12 protein-coding genes are annotated in these 11802 nt (G+C 63.8%); 8 read left to right on the forward strand and 4 right to left on the reverse strand.

Translation table 11 applies throughout. The annotated features are described in order from the left end of the window. The first annotated feature begins 131 nt into the window (after nt 1-131). Nucleotides 132-530, forward strand: coding sequence for a hypothetical protein (locus CRO22_RS12795; protein ID WP_097070547.1), 399 nt, complete (start codon nt 132-134; stop codon nt 528-530). A gap of 2 nt (nt 531-532) precedes the next feature. Here CRO22_RS12795 and CRO22_RS12800 read toward each other — a convergent pair whose 3' ends face one another. From CRO22_RS12800 to CRO22_RS12810, 3 genes are read right to left on the reverse strand one after another with little or no spacing between them, the layout of a single operon-like run. Continuing rightward, a complete protein-coding gene (locus tag CRO22_RS12800) occupies nt 533-1054 on the reverse strand; it encodes a gamma carbonic anhydrase family protein (protein ID WP_097070548.1) in 522 nt (173 codons plus the stop codon). Next, a complete protein-coding gene (gene gmk / locus CRO22_RS12805) occupies nt 1051-1686 on the reverse strand; it encodes a guanylate kinase (RefSeq protein WP_176518638.1) in 636 nt (211 codons plus the stop codon). The genes CRO22_RS12800 and gmk overlap by 4 nt, the downstream gene beginning before the upstream one ends. 12 nt (nt 1687-1698) lie before the next feature. Continuing rightward, nucleotides 1699-2577 carry a YicC/YloC family endoribonuclease gene (locus CRO22_RS12810; protein WP_097070550.1) on the reverse strand — a complete coding sequence of 293 codons (879 nt, stop codon included), beginning with the start codon at nt 2575-2577 and terminating at the stop codon, nt 1699-1701. Between the two features lie 204 nt (nt 2578-2781). Here CRO22_RS12810 and CRO22_RS12815 point away from each other — a divergent pair, with 204 nt between their 5' ends. After that, complete coding sequence (locus tag CRO22_RS12815) at nt 2782-3531, forward strand: PAS domain-containing protein (RefSeq protein ID WP_245860974.1); 750 nt, start codon at nt 2782-2784, stop codon at nt 3529-3531. Nucleotides 3532-3614: 83 nt separating this feature from the next. Here the strand turns inward: CRO22_RS12815 and CRO22_RS12820 are convergent, their stop codons facing one another. Next, nucleotides 3615-4985: a class II 3-deoxy-7-phosphoheptulonate synthase gene (locus tag CRO22_RS12820; protein ID WP_097070598.1), complete on the reverse strand. Its 1371-nt coding sequence runs from the start codon at nt 4983-4985 to the stop codon at nt 3615-3617. A 197-nt stretch (nt 4986-5182) separates the two neighbouring features. Here CRO22_RS12820 and CRO22_RS12825 point away from each other — a divergent pair, with 197 nt between their 5' ends. The 6 genes from CRO22_RS12825 (at nt 5183) to CRO22_RS12850 (ending at nt 11649) form a co-directional block, all read left to right on the forward strand. Further along, the gene (locus CRO22_RS12825) at nt 5183-6310 is read left to right on the forward strand and encodes a GlxA family transcriptional regulator (protein ID WP_245860975.1); all 1128 of its coding nucleotides are present in this window, start codon (nt 5183-5185) and stop codon (nt 6308-6310) included. A gap of 147 nt (nt 6311-6457) precedes the next feature. Then, nucleotides 6458-7642, forward strand: a complete 1185-nt coding sequence (locus CRO22_RS12830; RefSeq protein WP_097070551.1) for an ABC transporter substrate-binding protein — start codon at nt 6458-6460, stop codon at nt 7640-7642. 106 nt (nt 7643-7748) lie between these two features. Beyond that, on the forward strand, nt 7749-8537 hold the full coding sequence (locus CRO22_RS12835; protein ID WP_097070552.1) for an ABC transporter ATP-binding protein: 789 nt from the start codon (nt 7749-7751) through the stop codon (nt 8535-8537). 52 nt (nt 8538-8589) lie between these two features. After that, nucleotides 8590-9294, forward strand: a complete 705-nt coding sequence (locus tag CRO22_RS12840) for an ABC transporter ATP-binding protein (protein ID WP_097070553.1) — start codon at nt 8590-8592, stop codon at nt 9292-9294. A gap of 1 nt (nt 9295) precedes the next feature. After that, nucleotides 9296-10303, forward strand: a complete 1008-nt coding sequence (locus CRO22_RS12845; protein ID WP_097070554.1) for a branched-chain amino acid ABC transporter permease — start codon at nt 9296-9298, stop codon at nt 10301-10303. Continuing rightward, on the forward strand, nt 10300-11649 hold the full coding sequence (locus CRO22_RS12850; RefSeq protein WP_097070555.1) for a branched-chain amino acid ABC transporter permease: 1350 nt from the start codon (nt 10300-10302) through the stop codon (nt 11647-11649). The genes CRO22_RS12845 and CRO22_RS12850 overlap by 4 nt, the downstream gene beginning before the upstream one ends. Nucleotides 11650-11802: the final 153 nt, after the last annotated feature.

An 11802-nucleotide genomic window follows, 5' to 3' on the forward strand; every position in this document is an offset into this window, starting at 1 on the left:
TGACCCGGGTCAACTTCGGGGAAACCATAGGACTAATCAAGACCGTGTGTATCGACGAGGGGGCTAGTCGATACATTGGTGCGGATCGATCATGTACTGGTGGAGAGCCACCAGCCGAAACGGATGGAGCAATGCCCCCACCAGTCGATGAATTCGAACGCCGTTTGAAGCAACCGGAGGTTGCGTCTCTCTCGCTGGCGGGCCGCCGGATTCTGGTCGTGGATCCGTCGCAGGCACTGCCGCGGGCGTTGCGTGGTGTGACGGGCGCCTCGATCACCATCGCCCGCATCAACATGCTCGACGCGGAGCTTCTGGCGCGGGTTGCGCCCGATGTGGTGCTCGCGCCCCTGTTCAGCCCCGATCACGATATTCTTGATCTGGCCCGCCGGCTTGACCGGATCGGCTATCAGGGGCCGTTGCGCGCTTATTCGGCGCCGCTGCCCAACACCGCGATCGTCTGCGCCGAGGTGCGCCAGATCTGGGGCGCCCGCGATTTTGCAATTCTCGAAGTGCCCGCGAGCGTGAACTGAGGTCAGCCGAGCGCTGTGAGCCCGGCGCGGAACCGCGCCGCATTGGCGCGGTAGTGCTCGGCGGATTTCAAGAGCCGTGCCTGTGCAGCCTCATCGAGCATCCGCACCACCTTGCCCGGCGCCCCGATCACGAGACTGCCATCCGCGATCTCCTTGCCCTCGGTGATCAGCGCCCCCGCACCAATCAGGCACCCCCGGCCAATTTTCGCGCCGTTGAGCACCGTGGCCCCCATGCCGATCAGTGTGCCGTCACCAATCGTGCAACCATGCAGCATCGCCTTATGGCCAATGGTGCAATTGGCGCCGATCACGAGCGGAAAACCCATATCGGTGTGGCAGATCACGTTTTCCTGCACGTTCGATCCGCGGCCGACGCGAATCTCTTCATTGTCGCCGCGCAGCGTGCAGCCAAACCAGACCGAGGCCTCCTCTTCCAGCACGACGTTGCCGATCAGATTGGCATCGGGCGCCACCCAGGCGCCCTGCCCCAGCACCGGCGCCACGCCGTCGAGCGCATAGATCATCGGTTCTCGAACTCCCTGTTCAGCCCGCGCACAAATTCGGTCAACCCCGGCTGGCGCACCGCCCGCGCGCGCTCGGCTTGCAAAATCACCCGCAGCTCAGCTTCGGAGATCTCCAGATCGCGGTTGACCACCACATAATCATATTCGCCCCAATGGCTGATCTCGTCACGGCTTTTTGCCATTCGTCCGGCGATCACCTCGTCTGAGTCTTGCGCGCGCATGCGCAGCCGCGCCTCAAGGTCGGCAATCGTCGGCGGCAGGATGAAGATACTGACCACATCCTGCGCCAGAACCGAGCGGCGCACTTGTTGGCCGCCCTGCCAGTCAATATCGAGGATCACGTCATGCCCCTCGGCGAGTCGCGCCTCCACCGGCGCACGCGGCGTACCGTAAAGATTGCCGAACACCTCGGCATGCTCGAGCATCTCGCCCGCCGCGACCATCTCCTCAAACCCCTCTCGGCTCTTGAAGTAATAGTCGCGCCCGTCCACCTCACCGGACCGCGGCGCGCGCGTTGTGGCCGAGACGGAAAACCGCATCGTCGCGTCCCAAGCCATCAAGCGCTTGGCAAGGCTCGATTTTCCTGCGCCAGAGGGTGAGGAAAGGATGATCAGCAGCCCCCGGCGGCGCATTTCGGGCATGTCTTACTCCACATTCTGGATCTGCTCGCGCATCTGGTCGATGACATGCTTCAGGTCAAGCCCGATTGCGGTCAAGGCGGTCGCCCCCGATTTTGAGCAGAGAGTATTCGCCTCGCGCACGAATTCCTGGGTCAGGAACTCGAACTTGCGCCCCACGGGGCCTGATTCTGCCAAAAGCGCGCGCGCTGCGGCGAGATGCGCGCGCAACCGGTCAATCTCCTCGGTGACATCGGCCTTAACGGCCAGAAGGGCGAGTTCCTGCGCCACGCGCGGGGCATCGGCGGCGGGGGCATTTTCCATCACGCGGGCCAATGCTGCGGCCAGCGCTGCCGCCGTTTCGGGGCGGCGCGCCTCCGCCACTTCGGCCGCCTGCTCGGTCAGATCGCTGATTCTCTCGATTTGCGCCGCAATCACGCCACAAAGCTGCCCCCCTTCCGCCGCACGCATTGCCACGAAATCGCCCAGAAGATTGTCGAGCCCGGCCAGAAGCACCGCTTTCAGCGCGGCTGGATCGCTCGTCTCTCCCGCGCTCTGGGTGACCACGCCACGCAGGCCCAGAAGATCGGTGGCGCGGCAGGGGGCGAGCGTGAGCCCATGCGCCCGCGCCGTTTCCTCCACTTCGCGCAGCGCGGTGAGCGCCGCGCCGAGCGCAGACATGGAAAGGTCCAGCCGCTCGCTTCCACTTTTGGGCGCAACTTTCAGGGAAAGCTGAATATTCCCCCGCGCGGCCGCGCGCGTGACCGCCGCGCGCACCTCCGCCTCAAGCCCCTCGATCTCGGGCAGGCGCAGCCGCAAATCGAGCCCCTTGCCATTGACGGCGCGGATCTCCCAGGCCCAGTCATGCCCCTCCGTCGCCCCCGAAGCGGCGGCAAAAGCGGTCATCGAGCGCAGCCCCGGCGCGGGGGCGGACGGCGAGCGGGATCTATCTGCAAGTTTAACCATTTAAGACTTTAGTTCTCCGTGTGGCCGAAAAAGGGCGTATTAAGAGTTCAGTAAGGATTTCGCTCCCGGGGTCAACAGAAAGACCCGCCTCGCCAAAGGCCGGAGCATCAGGACGCCAGAGCCCAGATCAGGGCCGGAAACGGGATGGACAATATGGACCACGACCACGACATGAAAGACCAACTGGCGCGTCTCGGAGACACTGGCGTGGGTCGTCGGGTCGTCTCGCAGATGCGGGCCTATTGGGAAGGGTTGCGCCAGGGACGCGATGTGCCGGCGCGCGCCGAGATTGACCCGCGCGGGCTGCAGAACACGCTCGAATATGCTTTCATTCTTGAGCGCGTCGCCCCCGGCATGGGCCGTTTTCGCCTTGCGGGCATGCATCTCAATGATCTGATGGGCATGGAAGTGCGCGGCATGCCGCTCACCGCTCTCTTCACCCCCGAGGGCCGCAAACGCGTGGCCGATGCGACCGAGGCAGTGTTCTCCGGCCCGTCGATTGCCGAGCTTGTGCTGACCGCCGAGGCGGGGATTGGCAAACCGCCGATGACGGCGCGGATGATCCTGTTGCCGATGAAATCCGACATGGGCGATGTGACGCGCATCCTCGGCTGCCTCGTCGCGGAAGGTCAGGGCATTGGCCGCACGCCGCGCCGCTTCCTGGTTGAGGCCTCGCATGTCGAGCCGGTGAAAGTGGGCGTGCCGACCCCGGCCAAAACGCCTGCGCCTGTCCGCCCCGAAGCCTTCGGCCTTGGCGAGCGCCTGCCGCATTTCGGCAAGCCGGCGGCGCCGGTCGCGCAGGTGCCGCGCGTGGCGCAACCGCCCAAACCCGCCTTCACCGCCCGCACGCCCGAAGAGCGCCGCGCGATGTTCCGTGTTGTCAGCAACGACTGACCAATTGCCGCGACAGGCAGGAAGAAAAGGCCCGGGAATTCCCCGGGCCTTTCTATTTAATCTCAAAGGATTGTGTGGCGCTCTTAAAGCCCTGCGGCTTTCTTCATCATGCGCCGGTCTTGCAGCTCCTCAGCCACGAGGAAGGCCAGTTCCAGCGACTGGCTGGCGTTGAGCCGCGGGTCACAGGCGGTATGATAGCGGCTCGAGAGGTCTTCGTCCGAGACCGCGCGCACGCCGCCGGTGCATTCGGTCACGTCCTTGCCGGTCATCTCGAAATGCACCCCCCCCGGGATCGTGCCCTCGGCCTTGTGCACGGCAAAGAACTCGCGCACCTCGCGCAGCACCGAGTCAAACGGCCGGGTCTTGAAGCCCGAGGCCGATTTTATCGTGTTGCCGTGCATCGGGTCGCAGGACCAGACCACCTCGGCGCCCTCCGCCTGCACAGTGCGGATCAGGCGCGGCAGATGCTCGCCCACCTTGCCCGCGCCAAACCGCGCGATCAGCGTGAGGCGGCCCGGCTCATTTTGCGGATTGAGCTTTGCCATCAAGACCTTGAGGTCTTCCTCCGTGGTCGAGGGGCCGCATTTGAGACCGATTGGGTTTTGCACGCCACGGCAGAATTCGACATGGGCCCCATCCACCTGCCGGGTGCGGTCGCCTATCCAGAGCATATGGCCCGAGCCCGCCACCGGCAGACCGGTGGTGCTGTCGATCCGGCAGAGCGCCTCTTCATATTCGAGGAGCAGCGCCTCGTGCGAGGTATAGAAATCAACTGCCGCCAACTCATGCGCGGTTTCCGAGGTCACCCCCGCGGCGGCCATGAAATCCATCGCATCCGAGATCCGCTCCGCCACTTCGCGGTAGCGCGCCGCTTCATCTTCGTCGGTAAAGCCGGAAATCCAGCTTTGCACGCGGTGAATATCGGCATAGCCGCCAGTCGAGAAGGCGCGAAGCAGGTTCAGCGAGGCCGCCGCCTGGGTATAGGCGGTCAGCATCCGCGCCGGATCGGGCGTGCGGGCGGCCTCGGTCGCTTCGAACCCGTTGATGATATCGCCGCGGTAGGACGGATATTCGACCCCGCCGATCATCTCGGTGGGCGCGGAGCGCGGCTTGGCGAATTGCCCGGCCATCCGGCCCACTTTGATCACCGGCACTTTCGCGCCCCAGGTGAGCACGATCGCCATCTGCAACAGCACCTTGAACGTGTCGCGCAGATTGTCGGCGGAGAATTCGGTGAAGCTCTCGGCACAGTCGCCGCCTTGCAAAAGGAAGGCTTCGCCCTTCGCCGCCTTGGCGAGATCGGCCTTGAGCCGGCGCGCCTCGCCCGCAAAGACGAGCGGCGGCAGATGCCCGAGCTGCGCCTCGACCGAGGCCAGCGCCTGTGCATCAGGATAATCGGGCATCTGCACCCGCGGTTTCGCGCGCCAGTCCGATTTCGTCCATGCCTTGGCCATCTTGCCCTCCGAGCTCTTGATCGCCCGGCTTATAAAGCCCGCGCGGCGCAAGGCAAACCCGTTTTTCACCCCGCGGGCGCCCGAAATCCGGGCGGCGCAGCCGCAGAGCGGCTGAATTTCACCGTTCTGTCACAGGGGGCTTGCGTGCGCGCAGAAAGCCTGTATCTGTGCAAAAAACGACGAACCCGAGGTCGCAAATGCGGCTGCCCTCCACTACTCCCCGCACCCACTCCCGCCCCGCGCCCTCTCAGGGCACGATCCGGCTCGATACGCCCGAGCGCCGGCGTCGTTTCATCTTCCTGTTGCTCGATCGCTTCACGATGATGGCCTTCGCCTCTGCGATCGAACCCTTGCGGCTCGCCAACCAGGTTTCTGGCCAGAAGATCTACGACTGGAAGCTCGCGTCCGAAGACGGGCAGGATGTCACCTGTTCGAACGGCACGGTTTTACGCGTCGACATGGGCCTTGATGAAGTGACCCGCGACGATACGGTGCTTGTCTGTGGGGGCATTGACGTGTCCGAGGCAACGACGAAGCCGATCCTGAACTGGCTCCGGCGCGAGGCGCGGCGCGGCGCCACCATGGGGGGGCTTTGCACCGGCGCCTGGGCGGTGGCGAAGGCGGGGCTCCTCGAAGGCAAGCGCGCCACCATCCACTGGGAAAACCAGGACAGCTTTTTTGAAGATTTCGAAGGGGTTAAACTCGCCAAATCGGTCTTCGTGATCGATGGCAACCGGCTCACCTCGGCGGGCGGCACCGCCTCGATCGACCTGATGCTGAAGCTGATTGCGCGCGACTATGGCGAGAGCCTCGCCAATACCGTCGCCGACCAGCTCATCTACAACTCGATCCGCACCGACCAGGACAGCCAACGCCTTTCGATCCCGACCCGGATCGGCGTGCGGCACCCCAAGCTTGCGCAGGTGATCGGCCGGATGGAGGCCAATATCGAGGAGCCGATCAGCCCCTCGAAACTCGCCGAAGAGGTTGGCATGTCGACGCGGCAGCTCGAACGGCTGTTCCGCCGCTACCTGAACCGCTCACCCAAGCGCTACTACATGGAAATCCGCCTGCAGAAGGCGCGCAACCTGCTGATGCAAACGGAAATGAGCGTGATCAACGTCGCGCTCGCCTGCGGCTTTGCCAGCCCCTCGCATTTTTCCAAATGCTACCGCGCGCATTACCGCACCACGCCCTATCGCGAGCGCGGCACGTCGGGCGCGCCGGGAGAGCCCGGCACTCTGGACCCGACCCTGATCGCGGCACTCGATTTCGACCCGGAGACGGATTTCGACCCGGAGTTCGATGATGACTTGCCGGAATGAGCGGCCCCTGAATGGCCCGGGGCGCGACGAAAACGCGCTGCGAACGGGCCCTTCAGGGCAAAACCTGACCAACTGGCCTATTTTCTTTTCCAGTCTCCGGTTTTAACCTGCGCGGCCAGGACAATGTTCCAACATGGGAGTGAACATATGAAGAAGCTTCTCCTGGCCAGCGCTGCTCTTGCCCTGACGGCCGGCGGCGCTTTTGCCGATGACGTCAAGCTCGGGATCTCGCTCGGCTTCACCGGCCCGCTCGAATCGATGTCGCCGGCCATGGCCGATGGCGCCGAACTGGCGATGAAGGAAGTGAGCGACTCCGGCAAGTTCATGGGCGGCGCCACCGTCACCGGCGTGCGCGGCGACAGCACCTGCATCGATTCCGCCGCGGCCTCCGCCACCGTTGAAAAACTGATCACTGCGGATGGCGTCAAAGGCATCGTCGGCGGCATGTGCTCGGGCGAAACCACCGCCTCGCTGCAAAACGTGGCCATGCCGAAGGGCATGGTGATGATTTCGCCCTCGGCCACCTCGCCCGCGCTCTCGACGCTCGACGACAACGGCCTGTTCTTCCGCACCTCGCCCTCCGACGCGCGCCAGTCAGACGTGATGACCGACATCATCATGGAGCACGGCATCAAATCGGTGGCGCTGACCTATACCAACAACGACTATGGCAAGGGCCTCGCCGACAGCTTCGCTGCGGCGTTCGAGGCCAAGGGCGGCAAGATCACCATCAACGCCGCGCATGACGACGGCAAGCCGGACTATTCGGCCGAAGTGGCCGCGCTCGCGGCGGCGGGCGGCGACGCACTGGTGATTGCGGGTTATGTGGACCAAGGCGGCTCGGGCATCCTGCGCGGCGCCCTCGATACCGGCGCGTTTGAAACCTTCGTCTTCCCGGATGGCATGGTTGGTTCCGCGCTCGAAACCAATTTCGGTGCCGAGGTGAACGGCTCCTTCGGGCAGATGCCGTCCTCCGAGGGCGAAGGCAAGGAGAAGTTCCTCGAGCTGGCCAAGGCCGCGGGCTTTGACGGGTCGGGCGTCTATTCTGCCGAAGCTTATGACGCCGCCGCGCTGATCATGCTGGCGATGGCCGCCGCGAATTCCACCGATCCCTCCGTGTACAAGGAGAAGGTCATGGATGTCGCCAATGCTCCGGGCGAAAAAATCCTGCCCGGCGAGCTTGGCAAGGCGCTTGAGCTGATCGCCGAAGGCAAGGACGTCGACTATCAGGGCGCGTCCTCGGTGGAACTCATCGGGGCGGGCGAATCTGCTGGCACCTTCCGCGAAATCGAGGTGAAGGACGGCAAGATCGAAACCGTCCGCTATCGCTGAGGCGGAAACCAAGACCGAGACAGCCCGGAGAAATCCGGGCTGTTTCCTTTGAAAACAAGGCCGAAAACGGCGAATACCGGCCCGAACCGGGCCACCAAGGGGAAACATGATCCGGGTCGAGAACCTGCACAAGCACTTTGGCGGCTTTCATGCCGTCGATGGTGCCTCGCTCGAAATCGCCACCGGCTCGATCACCGGGTTGATCGGACCGAACGGCGCGGGCAAATCGACGCTCTTCAATGTCATCGCCGGGGTGCACAAGCCCACATCGGGCCGGGTGACGATGGATGGCGAGGATATCACCGGCCTCGCGCCGCATGAGCTCTTTCACAAGGGGCTGTTGCGCACCTTCCAGATTGCGCATGAATTCCCCACCATGACGGTGCGCGAGAATCTGATGATGGTGCCGGGCGGGCAGTCGGGCGAGCATCTGTGGAATGCCTGGTTCGGCCGCGGACGGATTGCCGAGGAGGAAGCGGAGCTTCTGAAGAAGGCCGATGAAGTTCTTGACTTCCTGACGATTTCGCACCTCAAGACCGAGCGCGCCGGGAACCTCTCGGGCGGCCAGAAAAAGCTTCTGGAGCTGGGCCGCACGATGATGGTCGAGGCGAAGATCGTGTTTCTCGACGAGGTTGGCGCCGGGGTGAACCGGACGCTTCTGAACACCATCGGCGATGCGATCGTACGGCTCAACAAGGAACGCGGCTACACCTTCTGCGTGATCGAGCATGACATGGATTTCATCGGTCGGCTCTGCGATCCGGTGATCGTCATGGCCGAGGGCAAGGTGCTCGCCAAGGGCAGCCCGGAAACGATCATGCAAAACGAAGCGGTGATCGAGGCCTATCTCGGGCGGGGCTTGAAGAACAAGATCAAGGCGGGGGCGTCGGCATGACAGGCTTTTTCCTCATCAAACAGAGCGTCATGGGCTCCCGCGGGGGCGCGCAATGAGCTTTCTCGATGCCTCTGAAATGACGGGCGGCTACGGCGCCGCCGATATTCTGCACGGCTGCACGCTCAAGGTCGAAAAAGGTCAGATCGCGGTCATCGTCGGCCCCAACGGTGCGGGCAAATCCACCGCGATGAAGGCGGTGTTTGGCATGCTCAAGCTGCGCGCGGGCCGTGTCACGCTGGACGGCAAGGACATCACCGCGCTTTCGCCGCAGGAGCGGGTGAAAAAGGGCATGGGCTTCGTGCCGCAGGTGAACAACGTGTTCCCGACGATGACGGTCGAGGAAAACCTCGAAATGGGCGCCTTCATCCGCGAGGATGATTTTTCCGAGACGATGGAGCAGGTCTATGAGCTGTTCCCGATCCTGCGCGAAAAGCGTCACCAGAACGCGGGCGAGCTCAGCGGCGGGCAGCGCCAGCAGGTGGCCGTGGGCCGCGCGCTGATGACAAAGCCAAAACTCCTGATGCTGGACGAGCCCACTGCGGGCGTCTCCCCCATCGTGATGGACGAGCTTTTCGACCGTATCATCGAGGTGGCGCGCACCGGCATCTCGATCCTGATGGTGGAGCAAAACGCCCGGCAGGCGCTCGAGATCGCTGATCAGGGCTATGTGCTCGTGCAGGGCGCGAACAAATACACCGACACCGGCGCGGCCCTGATGGCCGATCCCGAGGTCCGGCGCACTTTCCTCGGGGGCTGAGATGGATCTTCTCAACGCATTCATCGCGGTGCTGAACTATGTCATCGTGCCCGCCACCGCTTACGGCGCGCAACTTGCGCTTGGCGCGCTCGGTGTCACGCTGATCTACGGCATCTTGCGCTTTTCCAACTTCGCCCATGGCGACACGATGGCCTTTGGCACGGCGCTGACGATCCTTGTGACATGGGCCTTTCAGGCGCTTGGCATCAGCTTTGGCCCGCTGCCCACCGCGCTCCTCGCCCTGCCCTTCGGCATCCTTGGCACTGCGCTTTTCGTCCTTGGCACAGACCGCGTGGTCTATCGCTACTACCGCACCATCCGCGCCGCCCCGATCTATATCACCATGGTCTCGGTGGGCGTGATGTTCGTGATGACCGGGCTCACCCGCTTCATCATCGGCGTGGGCGAGATCAAGTTTGACGATGGCGCGCGCTTCCTGATCACCGCGCGTGAGTTCAAGACCCTGACGGGCCTTGCCGAACCGCTCGCGATCCGCTCGACGCAGGCGATCACCCTGGTTGCCGCGGGGCTCGTGGTCTGGGCGCTGTTCTGGTTCCTCGCCAAGACCCGCACCGGCAAATCGATGCGCGCCTATGCTGATAACGAAGATCTGGCACTTCTCTCCGGCATCGACCCGAACCGGGTGGTGATGGTGACATGGATCATCGCCGCAGCGCTCGCCACAATCGCTGGGACGCTCTACGGCCTTGATAAATCGTTCAAGGCTTTCAACTACTTCCAGATGCTTCTTCCGATCTTTGCGGCGGCGATCGTGGGCGGGCTCGGCAACCCGCTCGGCGCCATCGCCGGGGGCTTCGTGATCGCCTATTCCGAGGTTGCCGTCACCTATGCCTGGAAGAAGGTCGCGATGTATCTGATCCCGGGCTGGGAGCCAGAGAGCCTGCTGCAACTGCTGTCGACCGAATACAAATTCGCCGTCAGCTTTGCGATCCTGATCATCGTTTTGCTGTTCAAGCCCACCGGGCTCTTCAAGGGGAAATCGGTATGAGCACGCATCAACCGAAAGCCGCGAAGGGCGGCAAATGGCGCGCGCCGGCGATGTTTGGGGCGCTCGCGGTGCTTTTCATCCTCGAGGGCACGGTCTCCAATACGATGTTTTCGGGCCATTGGGACAATGCGCTCGGCATCCTGCGCGTGGGGCTGATCTCGGCCATCCTCGCGCTGGGCGTCAATATCCAGTGGGGCTATGCCGGGCTTTTCAACACCGGCGTCGTCGGCTTTCTGGCCCTTGGGGGCCTCGCCCCCGTGCTCGTCGCCATGCCGCCGACCGAGGGCGCCTTCGCGGCGGGGGGCTGGGGGATCCTGTTTGCCTTCGCCGTCGCCATCGTCACGCTGATCATTGCCGTCACCCTCTATAACCGGATACGGGGCAAGCTGCGCGGCTGGGTCGTGGCCGCGGTGTTGGTTCTGGGCTTTGTGGCCTATCGCACGCTTTTCGACCCGGCGGTGGAAGCCATTCAGGCGATCAACCCGGCCGCCACTGGTTACCTCGGCGGGCTTGGTCTGCCCACACTGCTCTCCTGGCCCTTGGGCATGGCGCTCGCCGCGGGCGCGGGCTGGATCGTCGGCAAGACCGCACTTGGCCTGCGCTCGGATTACCTCGCCATCGCCACGCTCGGCATCGGCGAGATCATCGTCGCGATCTTGCGAAACGAAGAATGGCTCGCACGTGGTGTGCTCAATGTGAACGGCATTCCCCGCCCCTGGCCCGTGCCCTACGAGACCGACCTGCAACAAGATCCGGGCTTTGTCGCGCGTGTTGCGGACTTCGGCTTCGATCCGATGGTCGGCTCGACGCTTCTCGTCAAGCTGCTTTATATCGGACTTTTCGTCGGGGTTCTGGCAGTGCTGATGTGGGCGGCGCAGTTGGCGCTAAACTCCCCCTGGGGGCGGATGATGCGCGCGATCCGCGACAACGAGGTGGCCGCGAGCGCCATGGGCAAGAACGTCACCGGACGGCATTTGCAGATCTTCATTCTCGGCTGCACCGTGCTGGGGCTGGCGGGCGCGATGATGATCTCGCTCGACGGGCAAATGACGCCCTCAAGCTACAACCCGCTGCGCTACACTTTCCTGATCTGGGTGATGGTGATCGTGGGCGGATCGGGCAACAACTGGGGGGCGGTGCTCGGCGGGCTCCTGATCTGGTTCGTCTGGATCAAGGCCGGTGAATGGGGGCCGCTTTTGATGGGCATCGTGGCGACCGGGCTCTCCGAGGGCAGCGTCAAGGATCACCTTCTCGATGCCGCCCCGCAGATGCGGCTGGTGATCATGGGGGCGATCTTGCTTCTCGTGCTGCGCTTCAGCCCGCGCGGGTTGCTGCCCGAGAAATGAGCAAGAGGGGGGCGCGCCCCCCCTCGGCCTGCGGCCTCACCCCCGGAATATTTGGAGAAAGTCGAAAGCAAGCCGCTTTCGCGCACCCGCTTTAGTCGCATGCGCAGCCCGGCACCTTGCGACAGGTTTTCGTGCGGCTGATGCAACTGTCGC

Source organism: Rhodobacter maris (genome assembly GCF_900217815.1).
GTDB lineage: Bacteria > Pseudomonadota > Alphaproteobacteria > Rhodobacterales > Rhodobacteraceae > Rhodobacter > Rhodobacter maris.